Genomic DNA, 13644 nt, shown 5'->3' with positions numbered 1-13644 from the left:
TGGAGTTCGCACGACCGTATACCCGTGCCGCTGAAAGCAGCCGTTGGGGCTGTTTGGCTGAGGATTCATTGTCTTGCCTCCAGGGCGGTTGATTTCCCAGCAGCCACTCGTGGGAATGGCTGCGAGTGAAATCGTCATGCTGCGAACAACTCTTGCTGCTGTGGCGCCGGCATCAGAAAGGCAACCAACTGCTCGGTCGGCCATTCCGTTACGTCGGTCCAGTCGGGATGCATGACCTTGAACACCGTTGGGTGCAGCCACTGGCCCTGCTTCTTGTCCGGGCTTATGCAGAACTTGAAGCCTTGGTCGCGCAGGTTCATGCCGCTGCGCTGCTGTAGTAGTGGGCTTGCAAGCCCCAGTGCACAACGTCTTGCTGAGCCAGGCGATGCTGCGTCCAGTCAGCTTCGTCACCGCTGACTTGCGCCTTGAGCTGCCAGCGACGGGATTCGGCCTGGGCCAGGTCGCGCTGGTGGTTGGCATTGCGGAGTGCTTCACGGTTGGTCATTTCGGTGATCTCCAGTGGATTCCCAATGCCGCCTCATCGAAGCGGCATCAGTGAATCTCGTGGTGCGCCGCGACCCGCTACTGGCGTCGGTCGCTGGCTCAAATCGAATGTGCCCGGCCTCGCTACTGGCGACAGGCCGGGGTGTTGCGTCAGCTGTGATCCCTCTACGCTAGGGTGGCGCCGCGTCTGCCGCTGCTGATTGCAGCTCAGCGGTTCGTCATGGTTGCGGGCGTCGAGCTTCCTCCTCATGGCGTCAAGCAGCATCTGTCCGCCATGGATCGCAGGTCCTTACAACATGCACGCTACAGCTCTGAATGCCCTGGCTGAATGGGGCAGGGTGCATGAGGTCCGGCGCCCCTCAATGCCGAAGCTCGGGGCGCTAATTCAAATCGGTCTTGCTGGGCTCCGTTACTCGCCACGGTGGCCTGGGCGATTGCTTGCTTGCTGCAACCTCCACCGGTTCCCCGGCGTGGCCCGCTGTACCAGTGCATCAGCCCGTTCTGAGGGCTACCCGGCAGGGAGCGTTACAGCTCAACCCTTGGCCCGCTTGACGCTTTCTGTGAGGGAGCGCGCCGCATGGCTTCGAGCTGGCCAGTTCCAGAGCTGGCATGGGGATCGAAATTTATTGCTCGCGCTGTGCCGTTGCCGGGATCGATCCGCGAGGTTCCCATCGATGTGTAAAGAGCGGTGAGGCTTGAGGACCTCCGCAGTCCCTCGTGAGCGACTGCTTGAGATGAAAGATAAGTCAATGCCTAATTCTTGTAAATAGGTAATGCCTAACTTTTTTTCATACATGCCTCATCTGCTATCCGGGCTTGCATCATTCGATGGCTCGGGTAAGCTCTGCCTAATACTGGATGGATGTACAGTTAAAGGAGGAAGGAATGGCCAAGCGGCAGAAGTCGGCGCCGCCGGCGCGTCAGCAAATGACCGGGTTGGAGCGCCTGGGCCTGCGGGTTTCGTCAATGATCAATCACCCAATAGCGCAGACACAGCGCTGGGTAACGATCCATCGCCTGGATACGGACGGTGACATGGAGTGGGAGGAGGTGATGGGCCTGCTGGCCGAGACGCCGGAGCTTGACCTTACGTTCAATGACGACGCTAGCGTGACCGTTCGATGGGAGCCGCAGAGCGCAGACGATCGAGACGACCTGGTCGCAGAAAGGGATCGGGAGGAGGAGAGGGTGGAGGAGGAGGCGCCCTTCTGACATCAAAGCCGGCCGGTCATGCACTCGCTATAAAGCGGCCCGAGCAATCTAGCGGGGCCGAGCGCGATTCTGCCGATGAAAACGAACCTCGCCTTTAAGGGTAGCGTCCACTAGCTGTTCAGCCTTCGGTCTCCACTGCTGGGGGGCTAGGCAGAGCAAATCAAGTGAGCAATGTGAGGTAGCAACACATGCTTGACGAATTAGCAGAAAATGCTAATCTACATTTCAGCGGGCTAAGGCGGCCCGCTTGGAGGGCATCATGTTAACTGAAATCGGGAAATACCTTCGCAAGGCCCGTATCGATAGGGGCTTGCTCCTGAAAGATATGGCCGAGGGGGTTGGCGTCTCGTCGGCGCATCTCTCGACTATTGAGACAGGTAAGAGACACGTCACTCCTGACCTGATACGCAGACTCGGGGATTTTCTCGGCCTTCGGGTTGGTGGCGTGGAGCGGGCAGAGCTTGAGAAGGCTGCTGCGTTGAGCCGCGGACAAGTAGAAATCGATACCCGTGGCATGTCAATGAAGCATCAGGAGGCTGCTCTTGCATTTTCCAGGCAATTCAAGGAAATGGATTCCGATGATCTGGATAAGATTTTGAAGATGCTTAAATCAGGGCCTAAGAAAGGTAAAGCCTAATGAGCGGACCATCGGTTGAGGTGCCACCGCTGAGTAGCGACGATATCTTCAAGCTCACGGCATCAATGCGGAGAGATCTGCAGCTAGAAGCTGATGAGTTTCCGATCATCGAGTTTCTCGAGCTTGGCATGCCATCCTTCTTCAAAGGTTTCGTATTTGAGGTTAGAGACTCCACGTTCATGGGGAGTAACCACGGGCTTACGATTCCGTCAGAGAATGCGATTGTCCTGCGTGAGGATGTCTATGAAAGGGCTTGTGAGGGGCGGGGGAGGGATCGATTTACTGCCGCTCATGAGCTGGGTCATTACATAATGCACCGCAATGCTCCATTCAAATTCCACCGAGCGGAGTCCGGACGACTACCTGCTTACAAGGACAGCGAATGGCAAGCAAATCGATTTGCAGGGGCATTGCTCATGCCAGAAGCCAAAATGATTGGCTGCCGATCTCTAGCAGAGGTTTCAGAAAGGTTTGGTGTAACGCTGGATGCAGCCAAGGTACAAAACAATGTGTTGGCTAAGCAAAACAAGATGAGAATTTTGAGCTGATTGGAGTTGCAGCTCCAATCAGCTCGGTGAGCTTTGGTGAGGGGGCTCGCCCTTGCAGTGCGACTGCGAACGAAATGTTAGTCATTTCCCAGCAGATAGCAAGAAAAAAATATCCCTCTGCTGAGGAGGTGACTATGAACAGTGCCTAAAAAACCTGCCCCGAAAGGCTTCCGCTGGGTCTTCTGCCGCTATCGCCGCGTCAGAAATTCGGACCGCGTGCTGGACGCTTGGGAGTATGGCCATGAAGCTTGGTGCTTCCTGGTTCGCTCCAAGTAAGCCTTAGCAAGAACCGCCCTTCGACTAACGATAGGCGGTTTTTGTCTTGCGTGCGTAATCTAAAGACTTAAGGGACCTCACCAGGCGACTCCCGAGCCCTTCTCCCGTGGGTAAAGTCCTAATTCTTACACTGCTAGGATTGATGGGTACCTTGATTACACTAGGTGGGCATTCCACACCAGCAGCACCCGAGCCTGGATGTAGGTCATGTCCCTCCGGATCAGTCGATCCTTGTGCCGCGGGTTGTCCGAAATCATCTCGAAGTGCTCCTCATCAGCCACCTGCAGGCGCTTGATGTAGAGCAGGTCATCCCAGACGAAGAGGTAGATCCCGTCGCCCACGAATTCGCGGATGTTGACGTTCACGATCAACGGGTCGCGGTGCTTGATTGTGGGTTCCATCGACTGGCCCCATCCGGTGACCACCTTCAAATGGAAGTGCTCTTCGAATTCAACGCCCAGCTCACGCAGATGGCTCGGGCTGACGCGGATGTCCTTGAGCATTTCCGGGTAGTCATGCGTGGCCTGGCCGTTGCCCATGGCCGCGCGCACATCGTAGTGAGCAATCCGAACCTCATCGCCGATGAGCCCTGGGCGGGAGAAGTCGACGGTGATTACGTTGCCCTGGTCGGAAGCTTCGGCGGCTGTCATTAGCTGCGCGCGGGCACTTTCCGGCAGGTTTTTGCCCTGCTTGGCGAGCATGTTGCGAACCATATCCGCAGCCGAGGTGGGCGCCGGCTCTTCAACCGATACTGAAGCGACGTCCGGCAGGCTCTCGTAGGTAAAGCCTGGGCGCAGCCCCCAATGCTCAGGGCCTACAACATTGGCGAAGTAGGCGATGACGTCCATCAGCTTCGACTTGTCGATTCGGCCGTTTTTCACCCAGCCCTGTACCGACGGAGGCTTCACTTGGAAGTCGTCTGCGAGTTGTTTCTTCGATACGCCCTTGGCGATCCGCGCTGCCTCAATGGCTGCGCCTAGTTCAGGTCCGGTAAGCATTGCCTAATTAGGCCTATCACGGCGGTGATTAGGCAATGGCTTGTGCAAGATAAGGTAATGCCTTATATTCATCGGTAAATCTCCAGGAGAGAACTCATGAAATCAGCAGAAGCAGCCAAAGAAGCATCCCGCGTGCTGGGCAGCCAGGCGGAATTGGCGCGCCGGCTGAATGTGGCGGCGCCGACCGTCAACCAATGGTGTTCCGGAGAGCGCGCAGTCCCAGCCAAGCGCGCGTTGCAGATCGAAGCGCTCACCAACGGAGCAGTAGGGCGCGCAGATCTTTGCCCTTCGTTCCCGTGGAACCAGGTTGACAACCAGTCCAGCCAGTCGCTTTCCGCTGCCTAACCAATTCCAACTGCAAGGAGCTACTCCCGCATGTACGCCAACCCCAAGCACCTGCATGACCGTGAGATCAAGGTCCGGGTCGATGAGGACACATTCAACCTGATCCAGGCGATGGCTGTGTATCACCGCACCCAGCGCGCCGTGCTATGCCGCGAAATGTTGGAAGCGCAGCTGGCTGCCCTGTCCTCGGAGAATACCGGCGATCAAACCGCAGCCTGAAGGCCGCGAGGAGGCCCTATGCCGACCGAACAATTCGGTCTGGACCCGGGATCGATGGAGTTGCTTGAGCGAGAGGCGCGAAAGCGGGGGATCACCCCTGAAGCGCTAGCAGCCGAGCTGATTGATCGAGAGCTGGCCAGCCGAACGAAACCTCGAAACGCGAGGGGAGCGGTACTTCCGTTCCAGCGCAAGGCCTGAATAGGCCCTGATAAGCCCGAATTGCGGGCACAAAAAAGCCGGGTTCGCGGCCCGGCTCTCTGCAATACACAACTTGTGAAGGGAATTATGCATATGCAGACCCAAAGTGTACAGGCCCTCATCCGGCCCGCGCCACAAAATGCGAACCATGATTCTGTGGCGCGCACGATGTCTTCGCGTGAAATCGCCGAGCTGACCGGCAAAGCACACAAAAACGTGCTGGCAGACATCCGGGCCATGCTCGACGAGCTGGAATTGAACTGGGCTGACTTTTCAGCCCAGTACAAGGACAGCACCGGGCGCAGCCTTCCGTGCTTCAACCTTGACCGCGAAATGACCGACACCCTGTTGACCGGCTACAGCGCCAAGATGCGGCTGGCAGTCGTCAAGCGCTGGCGTGAGCTGGAGGAGGGCTCCGGCAGGGTTATCGCAACCTTGCCCGACTTCTCCAATCCAGCCGCAGCGGCACGCGCCTGGGCCGAGCAATACGAGCAGCGCCAAGTCGCCCAGCAGGCCCTGGCCATCGCCGCTCCCAAGGTTGAGTTCGTCGACAAGTACGTCGAATCGACCGGCCTTAAGGGCTTCCGCCAAACCGCCAAGCTACTGAGGGCCAATGAGGCCCGCTTCCGAGAATTCCTTCTCGACAAGAAGATCATGTACCGCATGGGCGGCGAATGGCAGGCCTACCAGCAGCACATCGACGCTGGCCGTTTCGAAGTAAAAACCGACACCGCCGAGAATGGCCACGCCTTCAACCAGACCAAGTTCACCCCCAAGGGCGTCACCTGGGTGGCCGGCCTGTGGGCGCAGTACAACCTGGAGGTCCAATGATGGCCAGATCCCGAAACATCAAGCCGGGGTTCTTCTCGAACGAACACCTGGCAGAGCTGGACTTTGCCACACGCCTGCTGTTCATCGGCCTGTGGACCGAGGCAGACCGCGAGGGTCGTCTCGAAGATCGCCCGCGCCGCCTGAAGATGGCCCTGTTCCCGGCTGACAATGTCGACCTCGATCGCATGCTCGATGACCTGGATCATCTGGGGTTCATCAAGCGTTACACCGTGGGCGACGTGAAGGCTATTCAGGTCATCAACTGGTCGAAGCACCAGAACCCGCACGTCAAGGAAGCAAAGAGCACAATCCCTGAAATACCTGTCGTAGACCAGAGCCAGGGAAAGCATGAGGAAAGCACGGTGCAAGCACCAGACTCGCACAGTTCTTTCCCTGCTGATTCCCTCTCTCTTGATTCCGGATTCCTGATTCCTGATTCCCTCACTTCGTCGCCCGCTCCGGTGGATTCGGCGGAGCTGTTCTCGCGGTTCTGGAAGCTGTATCCGCGCAAGGTCGGGAAGGACAAAGCGGAGAAGGCCTGGGCGAAGCTCAAGGTCAGCCAAGCTCTGTTCGACAAGATCGTCTCAGCCCTGGCCAAGCACCGGCAGTTGCCTGGCTGGACCAAGGACAACGGGCAGTTCATCCCACATGCCTCGACGTGGCTCAACGGGAAGCGCTGGGAGGATGAGGTCGAAATCCCTGCTGACAACGTCCACCACTTGCCCGCCAGCCGCCACCACGGCTTCGCTAACCGCGACTACAAGCAAGGCCTGAAGCAGCGGGAGGACGGCAGCTATGCGCTCTGAGAAAGTGACCCCGATCAGCCAGGCATCCGTCGCTAGTCGCATCGAGCCTGCCGAGTGCGAGAAGCACGGCGCCTTCGAGCAGAAGGTCACCATGCTGATGGGCAAGGCTCTGCGCAGCCAGTGCCCTGAGTGTGCCCGCATCGCCAAGGAGCAGCGCGACGCGCGCGCAGAGGCCGAGCAGGCCCTGAACATCCGCCTGGCGATCTCCCGCAAGCTGGGCGACTCGCTGATCCCAAAACGCTTCGCGGATCGCTCCCTGGCGAACTACAAGGCCGAGCACAAGGGCCAGGCCGAGGCGCTGCGCTTCTGCCGGCACTACGTGAAGACCTTCGACCAGATCGCGGAGACTGGCCGCTGCATGGTGCTGCTTGGCAAGCCTGGCACCGGAAAGACCCACTTGGGCGCCGGCATGGCCAACGACCTGATGCGCAACACGTCGCACTCGGCGGTGTACCGCACTGTCGGTTCGGTCCTGCAAGCCATTCGCGCTACCTACGATCGAGCCAATGAGGCGACCGAGGCAAGCATCCTGGCCAGCCTGATCGAGCCGTCACTGTTGGTGCTGGATGAGGTAGGCGTGAGCAAGGAGCAGCCGAGCGATTTCGAGCTGACGACCCTGTTCGCAATCATCAACGGCCGATACGAGCAGGTGAAGCCAACCGTGGTGATCTCCAACCTGAGTCCCGAGCAGTTGCCGGGGGCGATGGGGGAGCGCTGCGTCGACCGCCTGCGCGAGGGAGGGATGATCGTGGTCCCGTTCGAGTGGGAATCGCATCGCGGCAAGGAGGGCGTGTGATGACCAGCAGATCGAAGAAAGAAAGTGGTCGGCCTCTCGTCCGCACTGACACATCTCCGCAAGGTTCATGCGTGCTTGAGGCCGGTGCCCGAGATTTTATGAATCCGAAAAGTGTTGATCAAGGGGTCTGCATGGCTGTGTTAACCGCTCGCATGGAAGGAGGCCGTCCATGACCATCGACAAGCAAAAGCTCCAGCCGCTGTTGTGGTCGGTAGTCGCCTCCTGGCGAGCTGGCAGTGATGCCCTCGAGCGCCACACGGACGCCTTGGACGAGTTCCTCGACCAGACGACAGTGGAGGAGGTGGCGTTGGAGCTGCTGGATGAGATCAGCCAGCTCACCGCCAGGGTGCGTGCCGCGGAGAAGCAGCTGCAGGAGGTGGCCAATGCCTGAGTTCGCCATCCGCAGCAGCCAAGACCTCAACCGCCTGTACGGCGCTCTGCACGCCATCGACCTGACCAAGCCCAAGGTTGTGGTGATCAAGGACGAGAAGCGCCCGGACGTCTGCAACCGGAAGATGTGGGCCATGCTCCGTGACGTCTCCCAGCAGGTGGAGTGGTACGGCCGCAAGCTCACTGACGAGGCCTGGAAGCACATCTTCAGCGCGGCGGTGCAAAAGCAAGACGCAGTTCCGGGGATCGACGGCGGCTTTGTCGTCCTGGGCGTCTCGACCCGCAAGCAGTCGCAGAAGTGGTTCAGCGACCTGTTCGAAGTGATGCATGCCTTCGGCGCCGAGCATGGCGTGCGCTGGACTGAGCCGGATCGGTGGGGAGGGAGGTACTGATGCGCGTCGTATCCAAGAAGGTGCGCGAGAGCGCTCGCGGCCAGGACTGCACCGTGCGTATCCCTGGCGCCTGCAATTTCAACCCGGAGACCACCGTGCTGGCCCACCTGCCTTGCGGGCAGAAGGGCATGGGCATGAAGGGCTTCGACACCGTGGCGGAATACGCCTGCAGCGCCTGTCACGACGTCCTCGACGGTCGCGGGAAAGGCGAGGTGGACTGGTCCGATATGCCTCGGGCGATCGCTGAGACTCATGAGGCCCTTATCCGGGCCGGCATTCTGACCATCAAGGGGGCCGCCTGATGGAACTGACACTACCGTGGCCACCGGCCGCATGCAGCCCAAACGCTCGGGTGCACTGGTCCAGGAAGAGCAAGGCGGCGAAGACCTATCGCTATGCCTGCTTTCTCCTAGCCAGGCAAGCAGGCATCCAGACTCCGAAGGGTGACGCGCTGCTCATGCTCGAATTCGTGCCGCCGGATCGCCGCCGGCGCGACGACGACAACCTGTTGGCGATGTTCAAGGCTGGCCGTGACGGGCTGGCAGATGCTCTGGGCATCGACGACAACGTGTTTACGACCCTCTTCCGGGTGAGCAAGGAAACGATCAAGGGCGGCGCCGTGCGCGTCCGTATACAAGCACAGGAGACAGCAGCATGACCTGGACTATCGCAGATTCCGCCGGCCTGTTGCTGCTGGCAATGGCAGTCGCTTCCACCTGGTGTGTGGGGCGCGGCCAGTTGATCGGAAAACGCCGGAAGAAGGAGCAAGGGCAATGAAGTACCAAAGCGTGTTGGCCGCAGTCGTGCGGGCCCTTGCAGCAGAAACCATGAGCGGCGTGGGTGGCGGCGACTTCGAGCCGAAGGTCCAGGCCTCGAAGCTGAAGGGGGAGATCGCCGGCAAGGATGCGGCGATGCTGGTGGACTGCTGGGTGCATGCGCGCCTGCACAGCAAGCTGATCCCGCGGCACTGGAATGCCCTGACGGCCAGGTTCTCGACCCACAAGGGCAAGAAGGTCGAGGCGATCGGCAAGTTGGTGCCGTTGATTGCAACCCAGGCGCCGAACCTGTTCCGGTACAAGGCGGTGACCGCCTGGGCAATCCCGCCTGTGAAAGGCGTGCAGGCGCAGTCTGGGCAAGAGGTTGCCAGCCGGGCCGCCCGCGAGCGTGCAGAGTTCGATTCGCTGCACGCTGGAGTAGTCCAGCACCTGGCGGGGGGCGAGATGCCCGAGGACGCCGGACAGGCGCGGCGTGAGCAGTACGTGAAACGCTCCACCGACATGATCGTCCTGCCTGCCGAGTTCTACGACATCAACACCTGGGATGGCCAGGGCCTGAACAGGACCACCTACTGGCGCTGGAAGAAGGCCATCGAGAAGGTGCTGGACGAGATGGTGGCAGAGGCGCTTGAGGCGTCTGGCAAGATACTTAAGCAGGAAGGCGTTTTGATGGCAGATGCCGCTTGACACCCGTGCAACGATGCAACATTATTTGTTCATCCTGTCATTCCTGCGTGTGTTGAGGATTGGCGAACAGAACCCGGCCATCGTGCCGGGTTTTTTGCACTTGAAATGTATCGCGTGGACCCCAATGTACGGCGCTACCACCTAACTATGGATGGCCACAATGCGAGTCACGCTTAGCAACATCGTGAATAGTGTGATGCGAGACCCTCACACGACGTTCTTGCCAGAACAAGAAACTGCATTTCTAGCTCGTGTAGAGCTTTCGAACGGCAGCAAATATGAGTACTTCCATGAACGCATGGCTGAGCAGGGCTTTTCTCAGACCATCAAAGACATGGCAGGAGGAACGAAGCAGCTTCCTCATGCAACGTACTTCATATCTGGCTTGACGGAAGAAACCAGTCCGGAAGCTGTCTTCAAACGGGCAAGGAAAGCCGTTGAAAAGCACAAAAAGCTATCGGACCAGATGAGCATCCAAGGGCACATCATTGTGGTGAAGGCTTCGGACGTATGGTTCGAGCTCGAAGATCATCAAGAAAAGAAAGACTGAGAAAGATCAGTAAAATAGACCCGGCCAAGCGCTGGGTTTTTTTATTGCCCGAAGAGGGCCTCAAGAGTCCCGGCCCTGCGGCCGGGAGATGAGATGTCATTTCAGCCGGATGAAACCAGCCGGAACCCCGGCTTGTCTTGGGATGTGCTCAATTGTTCCGGTATCGACAAGAGCCTGGATCACCCCCCGTACCGCCTGCATGATGTTCGGGTTTTTTGCGTAACGAGTGCGAAGAAAATAATCCAGCGACTCTGGCTTCACCTGGTCCAGGTTTTCGGTTACTGCACCTACCACCATCTCCATGTTTTGACGCGCTTTGAGTTCGTCAAGCAGGCGTCCAACATAGAAGCCTGCTTGCCCGCCGCCATGGGGGAGGGTGATCCATTCGGGATCTGCAGGAACGATGCGCACTCCAGCGCTCAGAGCGCTCAGGGCTTTTTCAAGCTGCTCCATCTTCGACGTGTGCTCAAAATCCACCAGTCTAGCTGCGGCAGTGGGAGAAATTTTGAGAGCGTTCGCGAGGTCGGCTTTGGTTTGGCCTTTGGCCAATAGCTGGTTCCAGAGCACTATTTTGGAGACCGTTACACTCGGAAGCTGGACCTCATAGTCACCGTCTCCGGATGCTTGCGGAATTGGCTTTCTACGGTCTACATAGATCGATAGCGCCAAGGTGATCCCCTCAACTGCATTCGCGAGAAGTTCTTCCAGGGTATCGCCCGCGCTGTGCGCCTCGGGGATGTCAGGGCAAGACGACCAGAAGTGATCGTTTTCTTCGTGAGCCACGATTTTGAAGTCGTACATGTTTCCTCTCTTGGGGCTGACTTGTTTCGCGATCAGGTGGAAGGGCCTCACTTGAGGCCCAGTTGCTTGATGATCTCCTTCCTGAGCCCTTCGCCTATCTCTTTGGCTCCGTGGCTCGGGAAGATCGTTTGGCGGTCCTTGTAGCGAATCTTGAAGTGGCTGCCTTTGGCTGACTTCGAGAACTCGACCCCTTGGGCCTCCAACCACCTCCTGAACTCGCTGTACTTCATCAACCCTCCGTTGTGTGTTGGTGGGTTCATTATATAAACATTTATGTTCAGTGTAAACACAAGTGTTCAGTTAATTTGTTGCACTGAGGGTTAGCCATGGCAGAACCAACAAGCACTGCCGTCAGCGTGGTGCTGGGCAAATATGGGGTGGTGATGGCGGCCTTCATCGGCTCGATTCTGTCGCTCGGTTTCCTGAAAGATCTGACCCGGTTCCAGGCCGCAACAGCGGTCGCCACCGGATTTGGTTTCTCGGTCTACCTGACCCAGCCCGTCACTGCCTGGCTTGCTCCCAAGCTCGATCTTGCTGTCACCGATGACCTTCTGTGCGGGGTAGCCTTCGTGCTGGGTCTGACAGCGATGAACATCATCCCGGCAATCAAGGCTGCCATGGGGTCGTTCGTCACGGCGCGAGGTGCCTGATATGAACAGCATCCTGGTTTCGGCGATGACTGCCCTAGACGTGTTCCTTTGCGTTCTGGTGGTGGTCGCTGCCTGTGACTACCTGCGCAAGGTACGCCCGGTGGATAAGCCGCTGCTAAGCGTTGCGTTCTACCTGGTCGCTATTGGCGGGTTCGGGGCATTCGTCACCGCACTGCAAGGTCACTGGGTAAACCCATTCGGCGTGATGCTGCACGCTGGGGTGGTTACCTATGCCTGGGCGCGTCGCGGCCACGTATTCGGCTGATCCGCGCCACAAAATTTAGATGCGCCGTTTCGTGGCGCGGGAGTAGCAATGAGCAACGTCACCCGCATTCGCCATGAGCTTCCGGTAAGCAAGGATATCGCCCACGCAGTCGCACAGCTCGACGCCACCCTGGTGAAAGCGATTGATGCCGCCAAGGATGCCGGGCTTCCGCAGGGGCTACTGGTTGGCCTGCTGCACGGGCATGCGCATGCGCAAACTCATCAGATGGTGATCGAATGACCGTCAAGATTCTTGAATTCAAGCGGGAAGACTGGCGCGATGCCGCCAAGACCCTGCGCAAGATTGCCGATGACCTAGATGCCGGCGAGCATCCCGAATGCTCCGTCGGAACGCTGACCATGATCGGTCCGAATGGCGAAGTAACCGTTTTTGGGCTCGGACCTAAGTGCGACGATCTGCAATGTCTGGGCGCGATGCGTCTGGGAGAGCAGAAGCTGATCGGCGTTCTGCTGGATGGCGGGGAAGGGTAGGTGTGCCGCAGGTGAGTGCGGCACGGCTGTGTCACTTGACCTTCAGCGCTTGCTGGATCTGGTCGGCGTAGGTCGAGAGCATCTTCATGTGAGCGCTCAGGCTGAACTTCTGATTGCCGCTCCCTGCATATGCATGGATCAAATCTAGTGCCGCAGCAACCGCCGCAGCGCGCTTTGCTTCGCTTTTCAGGACTGAGTTGTTTTCAACAATTGGGGCGAATGTTTCAGACATAACTACTTCCTTGCATTGATTGATCCTTACCAATACCGGCAACCAGCCATCATTTCAAGTATCCGGATTTCCGCATGACAACCAAGCGACCCGACTGGGAGGCGATCGAACGAGCCTTCCGAGCCGGGTTTCTTGTTGACTAAGCCTTAACCATTTTCCAGAGGACGACCCCTCCAAGGGCGAGTATCAGTGCTGACTTCCAGGTGAAGAGCTTTTTTAGCCATGGCCAAGCCGCGACCGTGCTGAGAATCAAGACCAAGGCAATTTCTGTTTTTTGCATGTCGTAACTCCACTTACTGTGTGAGCCTCCTATCCTCCGCGGTTAACTCTTCCGTGAGGGCCGTATTCGCCCCGCTTTGCGGTCTGAAATTGATTCGTGTGCGTTTTGAATGTCAGGTGACCGATGGAAAGACCTATTCCTCCTCAATCACTGCTTGGGCTTTCAGAGCTCTCTGATTTCGGAATACGTCTGGTGCCAGCTCCTGAAGTGTGGGATTGGGTCAGCCGCCAGATCCTGGCTAACACTGGCAGCATCCACAACGAAGACCACTCTCACCTGATCGACGCCAACATTGGAGTGCTTTGGGCATCCTCTGGATTCGCCAAGCAGGGAAGGGTGGTGCTAGGCCAGGCCGAGCAGCTGATGTTCCGCGCAGGTGGATGGCAGAAGGCCCGGCAAGAGCAACAGATGCGGGATTGGTTCGGCGAGGAGCCGGTCTACCTGATCACCTTGGCGGCCGACTACTGCGCCCAGTGCACCGACGCCGAGTTTTGCGCCCTGGTAGAGCACGAGCTGTACCATATCGCCCAGGCGACCGATGAGTACGGCGCACCAAAGTTCACCCAAGACGGGCTGCCCAAGCTCTACCTGCGCGGACATGACGTCGAAGAGTTCGTCGGCGTGGTGCGGCGCTACGGTGCCAGCGAAGACGTACAGCAGCTAATCGACGCTGCAAGCCGGCCGCCCGAGGTGGCCAAGATCAACATTTCGAGGGCCTGCGGAACCTGTCTGCTCAAGTCGGCGTGATTCTGGACAGGCT

General features: G+C 58.5%; 26 protein-coding genes. 20 read left to right on the top strand and 6 right to left on the bottom strand.

Features of this window, described 5'->3' with window-relative positions:
• Positions 1 to 134 precede the first annotated feature (134 nt).
• Together ACK3BK_RS15930 and ACK3BK_RS15925 are read right to left on the bottom strand one after the other, a co-directional pair.
• The gene (locus tag ACK3BK_RS15930; RefSeq protein WP_411382842.1) at positions 135 to 320 is read right to left on the bottom strand and encodes a hypothetical protein; all 186 of its coding nucleotides are present in this window, start codon (positions 318 to 320) and stop codon (positions 135 to 137) included.
• Positions 317 to 505 carry a hypothetical protein gene (locus ACK3BK_RS15925; protein WP_411382841.1) on the bottom strand — a complete coding sequence of 63 codons (189 nt, stop codon included), beginning with the start codon at positions 503 to 505 and terminating at the stop codon, positions 317 to 319. Before ACK3BK_RS15925 ends, ACK3BK_RS15930 begins: the two co-directional genes overlap by 4 nt.
• A gap of 884 nt (positions 506 to 1389) precedes the next feature.
• Here ACK3BK_RS15925 and ACK3BK_RS15920 point away from each other — a divergent pair.
• The 3 genes from ACK3BK_RS15920 (at position 1390) to ACK3BK_RS15910 (ending at position 2901) form a co-directional block, all read left to right on the top strand.
• Entirely contained in the window at positions 1390 to 1716 is a 327-nt protein-coding gene (locus tag ACK3BK_RS15920) for a DUF1654 domain-containing protein (protein ID WP_411382840.1), read from the top strand.
• Between the two features lie 259 nt (positions 1717 to 1975).
• Positions 1976 to 2353, top strand: coding sequence for a helix-turn-helix domain-containing protein (locus tag ACK3BK_RS15915; protein WP_127644207.1), 378 nt, complete (start codon positions 1976 to 1978; stop codon positions 2351 to 2353).
• A complete protein-coding gene (locus tag ACK3BK_RS15910; protein ID WP_411382839.1) occupies positions 2353 to 2901 on the top strand; it encodes an ImmA/IrrE family metallo-endopeptidase in 549 nt (182 codons plus the stop codon). The genes ACK3BK_RS15915 and ACK3BK_RS15910 overlap by 1 nt, the downstream gene beginning before the upstream one ends.
• A gap of 431 nt (positions 2902 to 3332) precedes the next feature.
• Here the strand turns inward: ACK3BK_RS15910 and ACK3BK_RS15905 are convergent, their stop codons facing one another.
• Positions 3333 to 4175, bottom strand: a complete 843-nt coding sequence (locus ACK3BK_RS15905) for a helix-turn-helix transcriptional regulator (protein ID WP_411382838.1) — start codon at positions 4173 to 4175, stop codon at positions 3333 to 3335.
• 96 nt (positions 4176 to 4271) lie between these two features.
• Here ACK3BK_RS15905 and ACK3BK_RS15900 point away from each other — a divergent pair, with 96 nt between their 5' ends.
• From ACK3BK_RS15900 to ACK3BK_RS15845, 12 genes are all read left to right on the top strand, one after another.
• On the top strand, positions 4272 to 4520 hold the full coding sequence (locus tag ACK3BK_RS15900) for a transcriptional regulator (RefSeq protein ID WP_039615333.1): 249 nt from the start codon (positions 4272 to 4274) through the stop codon (positions 4518 to 4520).
• Positions 4521 to 4550: 30 nt separating this feature from the next.
• Complete coding sequence (locus ACK3BK_RS15895) at positions 4551 to 4739, top strand: hypothetical protein (RefSeq protein ID WP_411382837.1); 189 nt, start codon at positions 4551 to 4553, stop codon at positions 4737 to 4739.
• A 285-nt stretch (positions 4740 to 5024) separates the two neighbouring features.
• Positions 5025 to 5768, top strand: coding sequence for a phage antirepressor KilAC domain-containing protein (locus ACK3BK_RS15890; RefSeq protein WP_411382836.1), 744 nt, complete (start codon positions 5025 to 5027; stop codon positions 5766 to 5768).
• On the top strand, positions 5765 to 6574 hold the full coding sequence (locus ACK3BK_RS15885) for a hypothetical protein (RefSeq protein WP_411382835.1): 810 nt from the start codon (positions 5765 to 5767) through the stop codon (positions 6572 to 6574). The genes ACK3BK_RS15890 and ACK3BK_RS15885 overlap by 4 nt, the downstream gene beginning before the upstream one ends.
• Positions 6564 to 7370, top strand: coding sequence for an ATP-binding protein (locus tag ACK3BK_RS15880; RefSeq protein ID WP_411382834.1), 807 nt, complete (start codon positions 6564 to 6566; stop codon positions 7368 to 7370). The genes ACK3BK_RS15885 and ACK3BK_RS15880 overlap by 11 nt, the downstream gene beginning before the upstream one ends.
• A 169-nt stretch (positions 7371 to 7539) precedes the next feature.
• Complete coding sequence (locus ACK3BK_RS15875; protein WP_112898639.1) at positions 7540 to 7761, top strand: hypothetical protein; 222 nt, start codon at positions 7540 to 7542, stop codon at positions 7759 to 7761.
• The gene (locus tag ACK3BK_RS15870) at positions 7754 to 8152 is read left to right on the top strand and encodes a recombination protein NinB (protein WP_411382833.1); all 399 of its coding nucleotides are present in this window, start codon (positions 7754 to 7756) and stop codon (positions 8150 to 8152) included. The genes ACK3BK_RS15875 and ACK3BK_RS15870 overlap by 8 nt, the downstream gene beginning before the upstream one ends.
• The gene (locus ACK3BK_RS15865; protein WP_411382832.1) at positions 8152 to 8454 is read left to right on the top strand and encodes a nuclease domain-containing protein; all 303 of its coding nucleotides are present in this window, start codon (positions 8152 to 8154) and stop codon (positions 8452 to 8454) included. Before ACK3BK_RS15870 ends, ACK3BK_RS15865 begins: the two co-directional genes overlap by 1 nt.
• Positions 8451 to 8810: an endodeoxyribonuclease RusA gene (locus ACK3BK_RS15860; RefSeq protein ID WP_112898636.1), complete on the top strand. Its 360-nt coding sequence runs from the start codon at positions 8451 to 8453 to the stop codon at positions 8808 to 8810. The genes ACK3BK_RS15865 and ACK3BK_RS15860 overlap by 4 nt, the downstream gene beginning before the upstream one ends.
• On the top strand, positions 8807 to 8929 hold the full coding sequence (locus ACK3BK_RS15855; RefSeq protein WP_411382831.1) for a hypothetical protein: 123 nt from the start codon (positions 8807 to 8809) through the stop codon (positions 8927 to 8929). The genes ACK3BK_RS15860 and ACK3BK_RS15855 overlap by 4 nt, the downstream gene beginning before the upstream one ends.
• Positions 8926 to 9615: a hypothetical protein gene (locus ACK3BK_RS15850; RefSeq protein ID WP_411382830.1), complete on the top strand. Its 690-nt coding sequence runs from the start codon at positions 8926 to 8928 to the stop codon at positions 9613 to 9615. Before ACK3BK_RS15855 ends, ACK3BK_RS15850 begins: the two co-directional genes overlap by 4 nt.
• A 160-nt stretch (positions 9616 to 9775) precedes the next feature.
• A complete protein-coding gene (locus tag ACK3BK_RS15845) occupies positions 9776 to 10165 on the top strand; it encodes a hypothetical protein (protein WP_411382829.1) in 390 nt (129 codons plus the stop codon).
• Positions 10166 to 10261: 96 nt separating this feature from the next.
• On the opposite strand, the gene ACK3BK_RS15840 is transcribed toward ACK3BK_RS15845, so the two are convergent.
• Together ACK3BK_RS15840 and ACK3BK_RS15835 are read right to left on the bottom strand one after the other, a co-directional pair.
• On the bottom strand, positions 10262 to 10966 hold the full coding sequence (locus ACK3BK_RS15840; protein WP_411382828.1) for a type II toxin-antitoxin system HicB family antitoxin: 705 nt from the start codon (positions 10964 to 10966) through the stop codon (positions 10262 to 10264).
• Between the two features lie 47 nt (positions 10967 to 11013).
• On the bottom strand, positions 11014 to 11196 hold the full coding sequence (locus ACK3BK_RS15835; RefSeq protein ID WP_411382827.1) for a type II toxin-antitoxin system HicA family toxin: 183 nt from the start codon (positions 11194 to 11196) through the stop codon (positions 11014 to 11016).
• Between the two features lie 96 nt (positions 11197 to 11292).
• Here ACK3BK_RS15835 and ACK3BK_RS15830 point away from each other — a divergent pair, with 96 nt between their 5' ends.
• Genes ACK3BK_RS15830 through ACK3BK_RS15815 form a run of 4 tightly spaced genes read left to right on the top strand, consistent with a single transcriptional unit; the run spans position 11293 to position 12372 of the window.
• Entirely contained in the window at positions 11293 to 11616 is a 324-nt protein-coding gene (locus ACK3BK_RS15830) for a peptidase M48, Ste24p (RefSeq protein ID WP_151924332.1), read from the top strand.
• 1 nt (position 11617) lies between these two features.
• Complete coding sequence (locus ACK3BK_RS15825; protein WP_411382826.1) at positions 11618 to 11881, top strand: hypothetical protein; 264 nt, start codon at positions 11618 to 11620, stop codon at positions 11879 to 11881.
• A gap of 48 nt (positions 11882 to 11929) precedes the next feature.
• Positions 11930 to 12121 carry a hypothetical protein gene (locus ACK3BK_RS15820; RefSeq protein WP_411382825.1) on the top strand — a complete coding sequence of 64 codons (192 nt, stop codon included), beginning with the start codon at positions 11930 to 11932 and terminating at the stop codon, positions 12119 to 12121.
• Positions 12118 to 12372: a hypothetical protein gene (locus tag ACK3BK_RS15815; RefSeq protein WP_411382824.1), complete on the top strand. Its 255-nt coding sequence runs from the start codon at positions 12118 to 12120 to the stop codon at positions 12370 to 12372. Before ACK3BK_RS15820 ends, ACK3BK_RS15815 begins: the two co-directional genes overlap by 4 nt.
• 31 nt (positions 12373 to 12403) lie before the next feature.
• On the opposite strand, the gene ACK3BK_RS15810 is transcribed toward ACK3BK_RS15815, so the two are convergent.
• Positions 12404 to 12604: a hypothetical protein gene (locus tag ACK3BK_RS15810; RefSeq protein ID WP_411382823.1), complete on the bottom strand. Its 201-nt coding sequence runs from the start codon at positions 12602 to 12604 to the stop codon at positions 12404 to 12406.
• 403 nt (positions 12605 to 13007) lie between these two features.
• On the opposite strand from ACK3BK_RS15810, the gene ACK3BK_RS15805 reads away from it, so the two are divergent.
• Positions 13008 to 13631, top strand: coding sequence for a putative metallopeptidase (locus ACK3BK_RS15805; protein ID WP_411382822.1), 624 nt, complete (start codon positions 13008 to 13010; stop codon positions 13629 to 13631).
• Positions 13632 to 13644 lie beyond the last annotated feature (13 nt).

This window comes from Pseudomonas sp. L7, from assembly GCF_046605565.1.
GTDB lineage: Bacteria > Pseudomonadota > Gammaproteobacteria > Pseudomonadales > Pseudomonadaceae > Aquipseudomonas > Aquipseudomonas wayambapalatensis.
Note: the sequence above shows the minus strand (reverse complement) of the source record. Positions and strands in the feature narration are given on the sequence as shown.

Coding starts and splice junctions, on each gene's coding strand:
- ACK3BK_RS15855 (WP_411382831.1), top strand. CDS start 8,807: ATGACCTGGACTATCGCAGATTCCGCCGGCCTGTTGCTGCTGGCAATG.
- ACK3BK_RS15880 (WP_411382834.1), top strand. CDS start 6,564: ATGCGCTCTGAGAAAGTGACCCCGATCAGCCAGGCATCCGTCGCTAGT.
- ACK3BK_RS15920 (WP_411382840.1), top strand. CDS start 1,390: ATGGCCAAGCGGCAGAAGTCGGCGCCGCCGGCGCGTCAGCAAATGACC.
- ACK3BK_RS15825 (WP_411382826.1), top strand. CDS start 11,618: ATGAACAGCATCCTGGTTTCGGCGATGACTGCCCTAGACGTGTTCCTT.
- ACK3BK_RS15865 (WP_411382832.1), top strand. CDS start 8,152: ATGCGCGTCGTATCCAAGAAGGTGCGCGAGAGCGCTCGCGGCCAGGAC.
- ACK3BK_RS15830 (WP_151924332.1), top strand. CDS start 11,293: ATGGCAGAACCAACAAGCACTGCCGTCAGCGTGGTGCTGGGCAAATAT.
- ACK3BK_RS15870 (WP_411382833.1), top strand. CDS start 7,754: ATGCCTGAGTTCGCCATCCGCAGCAGCCAAGACCTCAACCGCCTGTAC.
- ACK3BK_RS15810 (WP_411382823.1), bottom strand. CDS start 12,604: ATGTCTGAAACATTCGCCCCAATTGTTGAAAACAACTCAGTCCTGAAA.
- ACK3BK_RS15910 (WP_411382839.1), top strand. CDS start 2,353: ATGAGCGGACCATCGGTTGAGGTGCCACCGCTGAGTAGCGACGATATC.
- ACK3BK_RS15925 (WP_411382841.1), bottom strand. CDS start 505: ATGACCAACCGTGAAGCACTCCGCAATGCCAACCACCAGCGCGACCTG.
- ACK3BK_RS15930 (WP_411382842.1), bottom strand. CDS start 320: ATGAACCTGCGCGACCAAGGCTTCAAGTTCTGCATAAGCCCGGACAAG.
- ACK3BK_RS15885 (WP_411382835.1), top strand. CDS start 5,765: ATGATGGCCAGATCCCGAAACATCAAGCCGGGGTTCTTCTCGAACGAA.
- ACK3BK_RS15840 (WP_411382828.1), bottom strand. CDS start 10,966: ATGTACGACTTCAAAATCGTGGCTCACGAAGAAAACGATCACTTCTGG.
- ACK3BK_RS15895 (WP_411382837.1), top strand. CDS start 4,551: ATGTACGCCAACCCCAAGCACCTGCATGACCGTGAGATCAAGGTCCGG.
- ACK3BK_RS15815 (WP_411382824.1), top strand. CDS start 12,118: ATGACCGTCAAGATTCTTGAATTCAAGCGGGAAGACTGGCGCGATGCC.
- ACK3BK_RS15850 (WP_411382830.1), top strand. CDS start 8,926: ATGAAGTACCAAAGCGTGTTGGCCGCAGTCGTGCGGGCCCTTGCAGCA.
- ACK3BK_RS15890 (WP_411382836.1), top strand. CDS start 5,025: ATGCATATGCAGACCCAAAGTGTACAGGCCCTCATCCGGCCCGCGCCA.
- ACK3BK_RS15805 (WP_411382822.1), top strand. CDS start 13,008: ATGGAAAGACCTATTCCTCCTCAATCACTGCTTGGGCTTTCAGAGCTC.
- ACK3BK_RS15915 (WP_127644207.1), top strand. CDS start 1,976: ATGTTAACTGAAATCGGGAAATACCTTCGCAAGGCCCGTATCGATAGG.
- ACK3BK_RS15900 (WP_039615333.1), top strand. CDS start 4,272: ATGAAATCAGCAGAAGCAGCCAAAGAAGCATCCCGCGTGCTGGGCAGC.
- ACK3BK_RS15820 (WP_411382825.1), top strand. CDS start 11,930: ATGAGCAACGTCACCCGCATTCGCCATGAGCTTCCGGTAAGCAAGGAT.
- ACK3BK_RS15875 (WP_112898639.1), top strand. CDS start 7,540: ATGACCATCGACAAGCAAAAGCTCCAGCCGCTGTTGTGGTCGGTAGTC.
- ACK3BK_RS15835 (WP_411382827.1), bottom strand. CDS start 11,196: ATGAAGTACAGCGAGTTCAGGAGGTGGTTGGAGGCCCAAGGGGTCGAG.
- ACK3BK_RS15845 (WP_411382829.1), top strand. CDS start 9,776: ATGCGAGTCACGCTTAGCAACATCGTGAATAGTGTGATGCGAGACCCT.
- ACK3BK_RS15905 (WP_411382838.1), bottom strand. CDS start 4,175: ATGCTTACCGGACCTGAACTAGGCGCAGCCATTGAGGCAGCGCGGATC.